Genomic DNA, 13,298 nt, shown 5'->3' with positions numbered 1-13,298 from the left:
GCAAAATCATACCAATAACATGCATAAAGCTCCTTTCCGCAAACCAAACTAACACCAGGTTTTGCATACGAAAGGAGCTTTTGCTATATGTACCGTCGTTTAAGCGCAGTGCTGTTTCCGGTGATGACACTGTTTTTTATCGGCTCTATCTATTGGGGCTATCAAGAGCATCAAGAGAAAAACTCGATCCTGATTAAGGCGGAGAATCAGTACCAGCGTGCCTTCCACGATCTGACTTACCATGTAGAGCAGCTCCATCGTGAACTCGGAAACACGCTTGCCGTGAACAGCGCGTCGCAGGGCTTTCATCGCAAAGGTCTCGTCAACGTATGGCGGCTGACCAGCGAAGCGCAGAACGAAATTAACCAGCTGCCGCTCACGCTGCTCCCATTCAATAAGACGGAAGAGTTTTTATCCAAAATTGCGAATTTCTCGTACAAAACCTCTGTTCGTGACTTAACGAAGCAGCCGCTCAGCCCGGATGAATATAAGACATTGAAAACATTATATTCCGATTCGGAATATATTTCGAAATCCCTCTACGGGGTGCAGGATAAAGTCATCGCGAACAATTTGCGCTGGATGGACGTTGAAATTGCGATCGCTTCGGAGAAGTCGTCGCTCGATAATACCATCATTGACGGCTTCAAAACCGTCGACAAGAAAGTCGGCGAATACCCGGAAATCAACTGGGGTCCTTCGGTTGCAAGTATGTATCAGAAACGTTCGATTAAGATGCTCGGTGGAAAAATGGCTACACCGGAAGACGTCAAGAAGCTGGCAGCGAAGTTCCTGAAGCTGGACAATCCCAATGACATCAAGGTGGTAGAGAACGGGAAGGGAACGGAATACTCTTCTTATTCAGCCACCTATAAAGGGAATAAATCAGACAATCCGATCGAGCTGGATTACTCGCAGAAAGGCGCTCAATTGATTTGGTTTGAGAATCCGCGCGATATCGGGAAGCCGATCGTAAGCGTTAGCGACGCGAGGAAGAAGGCAGACGAGTTCTTATCTCGCCACGGCTATCCGAAGATGAAAGCTATTACGTATGACCGCGATGACTCGATGGCTGTCTTTACTTTCGTAGCCAATCAGAATGGGGTATTGATTTACCCGGATAAGCTGACCGTTAAGATTGCGCTTGATAACGGGGATGCGGTTGCTTTGCAAGCATCGGACTTTGTTTATGAGCATCACAAACGGAAGCTGCCTAAACCGAAGCTGATGAGTGCTGATGCGAGAGCTGCGCTGAATCCGGATTTCAAAGTACAGAAGGAACAGATGGCGCTCATCGATAATGACATGGGCGAAGAAGTGCTCTGTTACGAGTACGTTGGCAAAATCAACGGCGGCGTTTATAAAATTTATATCAATGCGGAAAGCGGCATTGAGGAATCCATCGAGCAATTACCTGAATAAACAAGCGAAGGCGTGCATGGAATGCACGTCTTTTCCTGCTATCCCGCCTCTCCCCAAATTTCGACATGCTGTGGTATAATCGAACCATTAGGGGAGGGGAAGCTAGTATGCTGCCAAAAGTTAATCAGTTTCTATATTTGCATGTAGCTTCGTCCGATGAAGAAGAGGCCGCAATCGAATATAAATCCAGAATCGCGGACAGTGATAACGATGAATTGCTGATTGATATTCCGCTTGTTGAAGGCACCGGCAAATATAAAAGGCTGTTTCTCGGGGACGAGCTCTCTGCGCATTTCGTTTCCGAAGACGGCGTGAAGAATTATTTCAATACTCATGTACTTGGTTTTGTAGAAGACGGCGTGAAATTGATTCGAATTCGCAAGCCTGAACCGGAATCTATAACCAAAGTGCAGCGCCGCAATTTCCTGCGTGTTGCCGCAGAGCTTGAAATTGCCATTCAGCTGTCGGCTAATATTAGATTTATCGGAATGACAGATGATGTCGGCGGCGGCGGGATTTCGTTCCTGGTCGATGGCAAATGGCCGATGAAGCAGGGGACGAATTTGGAATGCTGGCTGCTGCTTGCGTATCGAAACGGCTCGGTCGATCATTCTCATTTCAAAGCGGAGATCGTCCGCGTGAAGCCGCTTGAGTCAGGACGCAATCAAGTCATGGCGAAGTTCTCGAGTATTCTCGACAGCGAACGACAACGGATCATTCGCTATTGTTTTGAACGTCAGTTGGATTTCCGTAAAAGATAGCAAAGCTTTTCACCCAGTTCCAGCGCTTGGTGCATAAGGAATGACAACGTGGAAAAACTACCCTTATCCGAGCAATGCAGGAATATGGGGGGTATCCATGGCGAAGAAATCACAAAGGGACTATTTGTCCATCTCGGACGATGTTACGAGAGCGCTGATCATTATCTTTCTGCTGCTGGTTGCTGCAGTCTTGATTAGCCAGCTCGCGCTGCAAATTCCGGCAGTCAGGCTATGGGTAACGGGCGTGGATCGACTTGAAGGAACGCCCTTCTAGTAGGTCTTTCGTTCTTTGCACTTCATGGGCTGCTGTGGTATAATTCTCACTATCGCAGGCAGAGCCTGCTTTTTTAATGGCGATAAGAGCAACATAGCAGCCGCTTAGCACTTTCAAGGAGGGTTTACACCGCTTGGACATGGATGGGGGAAACAACGGCGGCCGCATTAACGTAGCAATCGACGGCCCTGCAGGAGCCGGCAAAAGCACCGTCGCTCGAAGAGTCGCTGCACAGTTAGGATACATATACATTGATACAGGAGCGATGTATCGAGCGGTCGCACTCGCTGCGAACCGTGCGGGAGTTTTGCCAAGTGATGCGGACAGGCTGGCGGAGCTCGTGAAGACAGTGGACATTACACTGGAACCGGGACCCGAAGGTCAGATTGTGCGGCTCGGCGGTGAGAACATCACAACCGACATACGTTCAAGAGAAGTAACGCTTAAGGTTTCGGAGATCGCTTCGCATGAAGCCGTTCGGTTGCGTCTCGTTGAGATGCAGCGGAAACTGGCAGCAGCGAAAGGTGTCGTTATGGATGGCCGCGATATCGGTACGCATGTACTGCCAGGGGCCGAAGTAAAGGTATTTCTGGTTGCTAGCGTTCAAGTTCGCGCGCTGCGCCGATACCAGGAACTATCTGAGAGTGAGCTTGTGCCGCTTGAGCAATTGGAGCAAGAAATTGCAGATCGCGACCGAAGCGACGAAAGCAGAGAGTTCTCTCCGCTTGTTCGTGCGAAGGATGCAGAAGTTCTCGACAGCACAGAACTGACGATTGACCAAGTCGTCGCACATATTCTAGACTTATGCCGAACCAAAACGGCGGAGGCGAAGTAAACTATGGTATATAACATTTGCCGAAGCTTGCTGCGAATCATCTATGCCGTGCTTTTCCGGTTCGAAGCTACCGGATTAGAGAACATTCCGGCCACAGGGCCAGTCGTGCTTTGCTGTAATCATATCAGCTTGCTTGATCCTACGACGGTAGGCACGAAGGTGAACCGTAAAGTTCATTACATGGCAAAGGCGGAATTGTTCGAGGTACCTTTGCTCGGACCTTTTATTCGGACGCTAGGCGCATTCCCGGTGAAACGGGGAGGAGTCAGCAAGGATGCTATTCGCAATGCCATCAACTTGCTGAAAGAAGGCAATGTGATGGGGATTTTTCCGGAGGGTACTCGCAATGCAGGCGATAACAGCGCAGGCAAGAAGGGTGCTGCCATGATTGCGCTTCGAAGTGGAGCCGTAGTCATTCCGGTCGCTATTATCGGGAAGTACCAATTATTCCGTAAGATGCGCATCAAATATGGCAAGCCCATTGATATGACGGCCTTTATTCAGGATTCATCTTCCGATGTGCTCGAACAAGTAACGGAAACCATTATGGCGAATATTCGTTTGATGGCGAAGCAAGGGTAATTATTATTTTTTTTCATGTTTTAGACGGTGGGCCTGCGAGAGTGTTTCATTCTGAGGCTGCACGTTTAAATAAAGTTGGGGTATGATCCGAGGAGGTAATTTTAAATGTCAGAAGAAACAAAAGTGCAAGAAACCGCAGCAGCGGAAGTAAGTCAAGATGCGATGGACAATTTCGTGTCCTTGAAAAAAGGGGACACTGTGAATGGTACGATCGTCAAAATTGAAGATAACCAAGTGTTCGTAAGCCTTGGATATAAATATGACGGCGTTATTCCCCTTCGTGAGCTATCATCGGTTCAACTTGAAAGTGCGCAAAACGCAGTTCAAGTCGGCCAAGAAGTACAATTGAAAGTCGTTAGCATCGACGATGAGAAAGAAAAGCTTGTTCTCTCCAAGAAAGTAATTGACGGAGAGAAAGCATGGGATGGTCTTCAAACTCGCTTTGATTCCGGCGAAGTCTTTGAAGTTACGGTTGCAGACGTTGTTAAAGGCGGCCTAGTGGCTGACGTTGGCGTTCGCGGCTTCATTCCTGCTTCCATGGTTGAGCGTCATTTCGTTGAAGATTTCAGCGATTACAAAGGACGTACGCTTCGCGTGAAAGTGAAAGAAATCGATCGCGAGAACAACAAAGTAATTCTGTCGGCGAAAGAAGTTCTGGACGCTGATTTTGAGCAAAACAAACAAGCAGTTATCGGCAACCTGCAAATCGGCCAAGAGCTTGATGGTACTGTTCAACGTTTGACTCCGTTTGGCGCATTCGTTGACATCGGCGGCATCGATGGCTTGGTTCACGTATCCGAGCTTTCCTGGCAGCATGTAGCTCATCCGAAGGATGTTGTTACAGAAGGTCAATCCGTACGTGTTAAAGTACTTAAAGTGGATCCTGCCGCTGGCAAAATCAGCCTGAGCATCAAAGCTGCTCAACCAGGTCCATGGGAATCGACAAACGGTCAATTCAACGTAGGTGACATCGTAACAGGTACGGTTCGCCGCATCGTAAGCTTCGGTGTATTCGTTGAAATCGCACCGGGTGTTGAAGGTCTTGTACACATTTCGCAGCTTGCGCACCGTCACGTAGCAACTCCTAATGAAGTTGTGAAAGAAGGCCAAGAAGTGAAAGCGAAAATTCTTGACTTCAACCCGGCTGAGAAACGCGTTTCCCTCAGCATCAAAGAAACAGAAGAAGCTCCGGAGCAAGCGCCTGATCAGAAGAGAGAGCGCAGCGACCGCGGGGAGCGTGCACCTCGCGCACCTAAAGTCGAGCTTAACAATCCAAACGTCAGCCTAAGCAACGAAAGCATGAGCTTCACGCTTGCTGAACGTTTCGGCGACAAGCTGAGCAAATTGAAATAATCGTAATTACGATTTATAAGAGCCTGTTACTTTGCACAACTGTGCAGAGTAACAGGCTTTTTTCAATTTCTAAGAATATATCGTTTCCCATCTATAAATGAGCTTAGAAATCTCCGTAATGAAACGCGCTACGCTGTCAAAGGACGGCGTCAGCCGTTTCACCTTGTTTGCCTTATTCAGGTCGGGCTGGATTAGGTTCACTCTCCTAAGCACATAATATAGGCCATAGAGAGGTGAAGCACTGTGAATGATGGGTTTATTGCGTTCTGGCTGCTGTCGATGGCTTTCATTCTCTACGCGACAGGCTGGAAGGAGCAAGTTGCGGAAGGGATGTCATCCCGGATGCTTGGATTATTTATTTTGGTGGCTTTATTGCTGCATGTCGCTGAACTCACTGTAGGGGAAAGCGTACTTATTACCGGCAGCGCGGCTCTCGCGATAGCTGTGGCTTTCATTCAATTAGCCATGATCCGTCATATTGGAAGCATGCTGTTCGTTGTCTTCTCGGCGCTGCTTACCGGATTTATGTGGATGTGGGTGCGCTATATTTATGGCATGGATCCTGTGTTCATCGCCCTGAATCCGGCATGGGATGGTCCGCTGCTTGCGGGATTATTTGCCGGTCTGCTGGCAGATCGCTTCCGCAGTCAATTCGTTATTGCCGTGTTTGCAGCCGTCTTCTCCCAGCTCGATCTGCTGATCAGTCCACTCGTCATCACGAAGCTGATGATGATCGGCTCCCCGGCGTGGTGGGATGGCTTAGTCATAGCACTTACTGCAGCACGAGTAACCGGCAACGTGAAGAACTGGTTAAAACAGAAAGCCGTCCGTTTTGTTGAAGGTCGAACAGGCGAGCGAGGGGGGAACGTATAGTCATGTGGGAGCAACTTTGGACACAGTTGAAAGCAGGACAGCCGCATCATGTGCTGTATGGTATTATGCTGGGCGTCGTGTTTGGCGTAACCGCCAGATTAATCATGCTTCGGACGGACTATCGGCAATACCCGACCTATCCCCATGGCAGAATCATTCACATTTCGCTTGGCGTCATAGCCGCAGCACTAGGCGCAGTTGCAGTACCGGCGCTGTATAAGAAGGATTTCACGGCTATTACATTTCTGACATTGGCCGCGCAGCAATTTCGTGATGTCCGCAAGATGGAACGGGAGACATTGGACAAAATAGACAGCATGGAGCTAGTCCCTCGCGGTTCGACTTATATCGAAGGTATAGCGATGGTTTTTGAGGGCCGCAATTACCTCGTGATTCTATCCGCCTTATTGACCAGTCTTGCTTCATTGGCACTGGGGCTGCCTTTTGGCTTAGGAATGGGTCTGCTATCGCTGCTGCTTGTGTATCGGCTGAAATCCGGCAAAGCCGTATCCCATATTGCCAAAGCAGAAATTGCAGATGTCAAAGTAGATGGCCCTGATCTGTTTGTCGGCGACATCTACATCATGAATGTGGGATTAACGTCGAATCAGCAGCTGATTGCCGAACGGGGACTGGGCATTATTCTGACGCCGTACAATCCGAATGGGAAAGCAACATTAAGTAATTTAGGACAAAGACAAGCCATCTTGTTCGATTTATCAACCATTCTTGGTGTGTACCGCGATGACGGCGAGCCTGCGCTCGTTCCCATGGCGAAGCTCGATATGAAAGACGGAAGGCTGGCGATATTCCTTATTCCTCAAGAGAAGGATGCAACGAAGGCGAAGATTATTGTGGAGAAGGTCCCTATTCTGGAATCAGCGGTGCGTATGCCGACAGAAGCGAGTGTGAACAAGGGGAAGGGAGAACAGCATGGCTAAAATTGTGGCAATCGTGACGATGAAACATGAGCAGGTAGGAGGAGGTGCCCCGATCTTCGTGGAACCTGACATCGCTAAACGAGAATCGACCGCTTTTCTGCTCGAAAAGATATTGGATGCGAGCGTGCATGATTTGAAGAACGGGTGTTTCATATTGGTAGATCATCGCCATGAATGAAATGTTAGCCAATCCCGTTGTTTTTTGCTATGATGGTAGGCGTGAGTATTTGAGTATGCCCCTCTACTACTTGTTCTTAACATGAAGTGTTACTATTATTGTCGGCGTGAAGCCGGTTCATTATTGAGGAGTGAAAGATGTGTCTAAACCCATTATTGCCATAGTAGGTCGGCCTAATGTGGGGAAGTCTACGATATTTAACCGCATTATTGGCGATCGGTTAGCCATTGTAGAAGACAAACCTGGTGTAACTCGTGACCGTTTGTACGGGACGGGAGAATGGAATGGTCGTGCTTTCAGTATCGTAGATACTGGCGGTATCGAAATTGACGGTGAAGATGAAATCATGAAGTCCGTCCGCATGCAAGCGGAACTGGCTGTTGAAGAAGCTGACGTCATCATTTTCATGGTAGATGCAAAAACCGGGTTGACCCATGCCGACGACGAGGTTGCACAAATGCTGCTTCGTTCACGCAAACCGATTGTGGTTGCGGTTAATAAAGTCGATAACTTAAATCGGCGCGATGATATTTACGAATTCTATAACCTTGGCTTCGGAGATCCGATTGCGATCTCGGGCTCGCACGGAATGGGAATCGGCGATCTGCTGGATGCTGCGGTTGAGAAGCTTCCTGAAATTGTAGAAGAGCATTATGATGATGACGTTATTCGGGTTGCATTAATTGGACGGCCGAATGTGGGCAAGTCCTCACTAGTGAATGCACTTCTGGGTGAAGAACGCGTCATTGTAAGCAATGTTGCGGGAACAACTCGTGACGCAATCGATACACCGTTTGAGCGCGACGGGCAGAAGTACGTGCTCATCGACACAGCGGGGATGCGTAAACGGGGCAAGGTATACGAGTCGACGGAGAAGTACAGCGTGATGCGTGCGCTTAAAGCGATTGAACGCGCAGACGTGGTGCTCGTACTGATCAATGGTGAGGAAGGGATCATTGAGCAGGACAAACATATCGCGGGCTACGCGCATGAAGCGGGTAAAGCTTCGATCTTTGTCGTGAATAAATGGGATGCTGTCGAGAAAGACGATAAGACGATGCAGCATTTCGAGAAAGATATCCGTGATCATTTCCTGTTTATGACGTATGCTCCGGTTATCTTCTTGTCCGCGTTGACCAAACAACGGCTGCATAAACTGCTGCCTGTTGTCGGTCATGTTTCGGAGCAGCATGCGCTGCGTATTCAAACTCACTTGCTAAACGATGTGGTGTCTGATGCGATTGCGATTAATCCGCCGCCAACCGATAAAGGCAGACGTCTTCGCATTAACTATGTGACACAGGTTGCGGTTAAACCGCCGACCATCGTACTGTTCGCGAACGATCCGGACATGATGCACTTCTCGTATGAGCGTTACCTTGAGAACAAGATCAGGGCAGCTTTCCAGTTCGAAGGCACGCCTGTACGTATTTTCACCAGAAAGAAATCCGACGAAGATTAAGATTACATGCTGCTGCTCGATTCTGGTGTCTCTGTTTATCGGGGCACCAGTTTCCTTATCTGAAGAAAGAGGCGAAATTATCGTGTTCACCATACTTGCGGTACTCATCAGTTATTTGCTAGGCTCGCTTTCATTTAGTATTTTGATTGCCAAATGGGTAAAAGGCATTGATATCCGCAATTTCGGCAGCGGGAATGCCGGCGCAACCAATACGCTGCGTGTGCTCGGTAAAGGGCCGGGAATCAGTGTGTTTCTGCTTGATATCGCCAAAGGAGTCGTTGCGGTACTGCTCGGCATCTATATGGCGGGAGGCGACTGGGGACCTGTACTATGCGGTTTAGCGGCGATTGCCGGACATAACTGGCCGGTATGGTTCGGATTCAAAGGCGGCAAAGGCATTGCGACAACTGTCGGAGTAATGGTAACGCTTGCGATTATTCCTGCCTTGATCGCAGGTGCTGTAGCCATCATTTCAATTGCGATTACGCGCTTCGTTTCGCTTGGATCGCTTATTTTTGCTGTGCTGATGCCAATCTTCGTATGGAATTTTGGCGATAAGCCATTCTCCTATGTATGGGCTAGTCTGATCGTCTGTGTGCTGGCTTTCGTTCGTCATCGAACGAACATTGTGAAGCTGCTGCAGGGGAAAGAGAATAAGCTTGGAGCCAGAAAAGGGTAAGGAGGCGAGTTCATGACGAACCGAAAAGCGGCGGTGCTCGTAGGCGGCAGCTGGGGTACAGCACTTGCGGCGGTATTAGCTGACAATAATTACGAGGTTGCCTTGTGGGCACGCAGTGAAACGCAAGTCGAAGAAATTAATACGCTACATACCAATAGCCGGTTCTTGAAGGATGCTATATTGCCGCAAAACATCACAGCTACAACCGATATTGAAACAGCTGTTACAGGTGCTGAAATTGTATTGTTCGTTGCACCTTCCTCGGCGATGCGCGATGTCGCGAAGCTGGCTGCGCCTTATATCGCAGAGGGTGCCATATGCATCCATGCGACGAAGGGGTTTGAGTCGGTTACTTACAAACGTATGACTACTGTGCTTCTCGAGGAATTGCGCATCACAGCAGATCGGCTGGTTGTATTGTCAGGACCAAGCCATGCTGAAGAGGTTGTCCGCAAATTGCCGACAACGGTCGTCGTTGCATCCGCAAATGTGGAAGCGGCAGAACAAGCGCAGGATGCACTCATTACACCTTATTTCCGCGTGTATACGAATAGGGATGTAATCGGGGTCGAGGTAGCCGGAGCCATCAAGAACATTATCGCACTTGGAGCGGGACTCACCGACGGACTTGGCTTCGGTGACAATGCCAAGGCAGCGCTGCTTACACGCGGGTTAGCCGAAATTAGCCGGCTCGGCAACGCAATGGGGGCGAATCCGCTTACTTTTGCCGGACTTGCAGGCGTAGGCGATCTGGTCGTTACATGTACGAGCAAGCATAGCCGTAACTGGCGCGCAGGCGCTATGCTGGCAGAAGGCCTTTCGGTAGACGAAGTGTTAAGCCGTATGGGCATGGTCGTCGAAGGTGTACGCACTACGAGTGCTGCTCGTGAGTTAGCACATGAGTATGGAGTGGAAATGCCAATTACGGAGCAGCTCTTCGCGGTATTGTTCCAGAATAAGCCGCCGCGCAGCGCCGTTGAATCCCTGATGGGCAGAGGTCGCACACACGAGACAGAGGACTTAGCGGGCGTTTAGTATGGAAGTTGATTAGCCTACACAAATCCCGTCCTTCCTTCATATGATGCTAGCAGCAGCCTTCGGGGTTGCTCGGTAGCGAGTTTTTACGATGTAAAAACTTGGAGGAGGGAAACTTTTGAGCGGTAAGAAAGATATCTCTAAAGACGTTCTGAGCGCTGTCAATAAAAAGACGGGCAAGCCGATTACCGAGAATGCGGTCAAAAAGCTAGCCAGCGGTGTTACTCAAGATACGATGCAAAGCGAAGAAGAGCTGCGTAAGCTGATCCAATCCGTCTCCGCCATGGCGAAGGTGCCCGTATCGGAAAAAACGATCAATGACATCGTTGGAGCCGTCAAGAAGAGCGGCATGAATGTCAATAGCATGGAAATGCTGATGAAGCTGATGCTCAAGAAGTAATCATGAGGACTTAAGCAAAAAGCGCCCGGCATTGTAAGCTTAACGCCGGTTTTAGCTTTCGCTGAAGTCCTTTTCTTTTTGCACCAAATTCCGTTAATCGCGGCAATAGTAGCTGTTCAAACACGACAAGTGGTATAATAGAACGAATAATTGGTGCACAAGGTGGTTTGAGATCAAAATGGATCCAATGATGAAGATGTGGGTTTCATTCGTAGGTATCGGATTAATGGCAATAGCGGCGGTATTGATATCGCTGGCAAGATTCAAGACCAAAGGCGTGCTTCGGATGCTGTTATCCATGACAGCCTTTTTATTTCTGGTTATCGGCGGTTTTCTCGGACTGATCTCCATTTCATAACAGCTGCCTACTAGACGAACTCGGATATGGAGTGGAAAAGGAGTAACGAACGATGCTGGAATTGAAGGGACGCTCTAGAAGTACGACGGTCTATCCTTTACAGGGGATGTCGCTGCTGGATATGGCCATGAAGCATGATATCGACTGGGCTTTCTCTTGTTCGCGGGGGACCTGTGCAAGATGCCGCTGCCTTATTGAAGAAGGCGCAGACTTTCTTGAGGAAGTCACGGATGCAGAATGGGACCGACTTGAGCCAAGTGAGCTGGAGGAAGGCTATCGCCTCGGCTGCCAAGCGATCATCAAGAAGAATGCAGGCACGATTAAAGCCGTGAACCGGCCGTACTTCTGATGGAAAGACGCAATCTCATGAAGGCCGCTGAGCCGTTCTACCGTGCGCTTGAAGTCATAGCAAAGGAAGCCGCTTCTACGGGAGCTATGTGGCTGATCGGCGGCAGTGCAGGGCTGCTGCTGCGAGGGCTGGAGTTAAGTGATCCGCCCCGGGACCTGGATTTATATGCAGATGATGCAGCTGCGGCTGCACTTCATATGGCGCTGCTTCCATACGCTGTAGATGGGCAGCATGAAAGTGTGAGTCCGATTTACCGATCGGTGCTCAGCCATTACCTGATTGAGGGTATTCAGGTTGAATTAGTCGGCGGATTTGTTGTATCTGCCGGAGAGGATCGTTATGCAGTAGAGGTCGAGGAAGTTCTTGCTCCACTGCAAACGATCATTACAATTGGCGCCTATCAGCTGGGAATCGTCCCGCTCGCGCATGAGCTGTGGTTTAATGTGCTGCGAGAGCGAGAGGATCGCACCCGGCTCATTGTTGCCCAAATGCGCCAAGAACCCGCTTTACACATGGGAGCTGCCGGAGTAATTGCCACCGGAAATCAGCTTACAGGGAAGACGAAACAATATGTACAGCAACTGCTCGGCGGATAAATAGTACGTATTATGTAGGAAGCAGGAAGAGAGGGATTCGCCATGAATGTTCAAGTTACATTCCTCCCTTCCGGACGCAGTGTAACGGTACGTGCCGGGACAACGGTCCTGGATGCTGCAAGACGTGCCGGAGTACCCATTCGAACACGGTGTGACGGGAAAGCTGCATGTCTCATGTGTAAAGTAACAGCGCAGAACAGCTCCTCAGGACTGTCTCCGCTAAATGACAATGAGCGTTATAAGCTCGCAGGTCTAGACCGCTCGGGGACAAGGCTCGCTTGTCAGGCGAGAGTGTTTGGCCGTGCCGTAGTCGAGGTTCCGGAAGATCCGCTTCGCGCAGCAGTCAGAAGACAAATGATGCGCCAGGCGGAAGATGATGAATTATGGTAGGGGGAAGTTAGTGTCATGAAAGGCTTGAGAAAAGCGGCTGCAGCTATGGTGCTTGCACTTATGGCTGCTTTGCTGTCCGGCTGTCTGTATCCCAAAGACCAGATGGGACAATTTCAGAAGCCGCCCAAAGATGCAATTCTAAATGTCCAAACCGTTGTAGATCAGTTTCAGACGGATACAGGCTTGCTCCCGATGCAGAACAGCACCGAATCGACGCCGGTATACGAGAAATTCAAAGTCGACTTTGACAAATTGAAGAGAATGAACTATGTGTCAAGCATTCCCGAGACTGCTTACGAGCAGGGCGGAAGCTACTATTATCTCATCATTAACGAGGATACAGATCCTACTATTAAGCTTATGAATCTCGTTCTCTATCAACAAATGAATGATGTACAAGCGGCTGTCAAGTCGTATGCAGATGCCAACAGCGGTAAACTTCCTGAAGGCGCGGCGCTCTATCCGGACTTTAATACCATCGATTTCGATGCGCTGGACCTAAAGGAACCGGTACTTCACAGTATGTTCTCGGGGGGCATTTTGACCCCAATGATGGACGCCAAAGGCAATGTTTATATTGATTATGGTACGGATATTATGCAAGCCGTTTCCAAGCTGGATAGTGCCAAGAGGCCGGAGGAACACGCGGATTTACGCGCGCTCCTTGTAGATTCTTCAGACTTTGTACCTGTCAAATCTCCTGTATACCGTTTAGTCAACGGGGAGCCGCAGGCCGTTCTCAAATAACCAAATCGACTTGTTCCATCTCGGCTCCTGTCCGCTTCTTCGGGCAGGAGTTTTTTTGTCGTT

The 13,298-nt window shown here is 49.3% G+C and carries 18 protein-coding genes; all 18 read left to right on the top strand.

Annotated features, from left to right (window positions below):
* Positions 1-87: 87 nt before the first annotated feature.
* The 18 genes from ypeB to AC0YN4_RS06920 all read left to right on the top strand — a co-directional run bounded on the left by ypeB (position 88) and on the right by AC0YN4_RS06920 (position 13,235).
* Positions 88-1,422, top strand: a complete 1,335-nt coding sequence (ypeB, locus tag AC0YN4_RS07005; RefSeq protein ID WP_475835441.1) for a germination protein YpeB — start codon at positions 88-90, stop codon at positions 1,420-1,422.
* 107 nt (positions 1,423-1,529) lie between these two features.
* A complete protein-coding gene (locus tag AC0YN4_RS07000) occupies positions 1,530-2,183 on the top strand; it encodes a flagellar brake protein (RefSeq protein WP_475779374.1) in 654 nt (217 codons plus the stop codon).
* 40 nt (positions 2,184-2,223) lie between these two features.
* A complete protein-coding gene (locus AC0YN4_RS06995) occupies positions 2,224-2,457 on the top strand; it encodes a hypothetical protein (RefSeq protein WP_475835440.1) in 234 nt (77 codons plus the stop codon).
* A gap of 139 nt (positions 2,458-2,596) precedes the next feature.
* The gene (gene cmk, locus AC0YN4_RS06990; RefSeq protein ID WP_475780080.1) at positions 2,597-3,292 is read left to right on the top strand and encodes a (d)CMP kinase; all 696 of its coding nucleotides are present in this window, start codon (positions 2,597-2,599) and stop codon (positions 3,290-3,292) included.
* 3 nt (positions 3,293-3,295) lie between these two features.
* A complete protein-coding gene (locus tag AC0YN4_RS06985) occupies positions 3,296-3,874 on the top strand; it encodes a lysophospholipid acyltransferase family protein (RefSeq protein ID WP_475779376.1) in 579 nt (192 codons plus the stop codon).
* Positions 3,875-3,979: 105 nt separating this feature from the next.
* On the top strand, positions 3,980-5,227 hold the full coding sequence (rpsA, locus tag AC0YN4_RS06980; RefSeq protein ID WP_475779377.1) for a 30S ribosomal protein S1: 1,248 nt from the start codon (positions 3,980-3,982) through the stop codon (positions 5,225-5,227).
* A gap of 243 nt (positions 5,228-5,470) precedes the next feature.
* The gene (locus AC0YN4_RS06975; RefSeq protein ID WP_475779378.1) at positions 5,471-6,100 is read left to right on the top strand and encodes a YphA family membrane protein; all 630 of its coding nucleotides are present in this window, start codon (positions 5,471-5,473) and stop codon (positions 6,098-6,100) included.
* A 2-nt stretch (positions 6,101-6,102) separates the two neighbouring features.
* A complete protein-coding gene (locus AC0YN4_RS06970; RefSeq protein ID WP_475835439.1) occupies positions 6,103-7,041 on the top strand; it encodes a YIEGIA family protein in 939 nt (312 codons plus the stop codon).
* Entirely contained in the window at positions 7,034-7,219 is a 186-nt protein-coding gene (locus AC0YN4_RS06965) for a capping complex subunit for YIEGIA (RefSeq protein WP_475779380.1), read from the top strand. Before AC0YN4_RS06970 ends, AC0YN4_RS06965 begins: the two co-directional genes overlap by 8 nt.
* Positions 7,220-7,358: 139 nt before the next feature.
* The gene (gene der, locus AC0YN4_RS06960) at positions 7,359-8,681 is read left to right on the top strand and encodes a ribosome biogenesis GTPase Der (RefSeq protein WP_475779381.1); all 1,323 of its coding nucleotides are present in this window, start codon (positions 7,359-7,361) and stop codon (positions 8,679-8,681) included.
* Between the two features lie 79 nt (positions 8,682-8,760).
* Positions 8,761-9,360, top strand: a complete 600-nt coding sequence (gene plsY / locus AC0YN4_RS06955) for a glycerol-3-phosphate 1-O-acyltransferase PlsY (protein ID WP_475780081.1) — start codon at positions 8,761-8,763, stop codon at positions 9,358-9,360.
* A gap of 12 nt (positions 9,361-9,372) precedes the next feature.
* The gene (locus AC0YN4_RS06950; protein ID WP_475779382.1) at positions 9,373-10,395 is read left to right on the top strand and encodes an NAD(P)H-dependent glycerol-3-phosphate dehydrogenase; all 1,023 of its coding nucleotides are present in this window, start codon (positions 9,373-9,375) and stop codon (positions 10,393-10,395) included.
* Positions 10,396-10,513: 118 nt separating this feature from the next.
* Positions 10,514-10,795, top strand: a complete 282-nt coding sequence (locus tag AC0YN4_RS06945) for a stage VI sporulation protein F (RefSeq protein ID WP_090976747.1) — start codon at positions 10,514-10,516, stop codon at positions 10,793-10,795.
* A 178-nt stretch (positions 10,796-10,973) separates the two neighbouring features.
* Positions 10,974-11,153 carry a DUF2768 family protein gene (locus AC0YN4_RS06940; protein WP_091219030.1) on the top strand — a complete coding sequence of 60 codons (180 nt, stop codon included), beginning with the start codon at positions 10,974-10,976 and terminating at the stop codon, positions 11,151-11,153.
* Between the two features lie 52 nt (positions 11,154-11,205).
* A complete protein-coding gene (locus tag AC0YN4_RS06935) occupies positions 11,206-11,502 on the top strand; it encodes a 2Fe-2S iron-sulfur cluster-binding protein (RefSeq protein WP_475779383.1) in 297 nt (98 codons plus the stop codon).
* Positions 11,502-12,098 (top strand): hypothetical protein, encoded by a 597-nt coding sequence (locus AC0YN4_RS06930; protein ID WP_475779384.1) that lies wholly within the window; start codon positions 11,502-11,504, stop codon positions 12,096-12,098. The genes AC0YN4_RS06935 and AC0YN4_RS06930 overlap by 1 nt, the downstream gene beginning before the upstream one ends.
* A gap of 42 nt (positions 12,099-12,140) precedes the next feature.
* The gene (locus AC0YN4_RS06925; protein ID WP_090976743.1) at positions 12,141-12,488 is read left to right on the top strand and encodes a 2Fe-2S iron-sulfur cluster-binding protein; all 348 of its coding nucleotides are present in this window, start codon (positions 12,141-12,143) and stop codon (positions 12,486-12,488) included.
* 15 nt (positions 12,489-12,503) lie between these two features.
* Complete coding sequence (locus tag AC0YN4_RS06920; RefSeq protein ID WP_475779385.1) at positions 12,504-13,235, top strand: hypothetical protein; 732 nt, start codon at positions 12,504-12,506, stop codon at positions 13,233-13,235.
* Positions 13,236-13,298 lie beyond the last annotated feature (63 nt).

It is taken from the genome of Paenibacillus sp. J22R3 (assembly GCF_056269305.1).
This window is presented reverse-complemented; position numbering and strand designations above follow the sequence as displayed.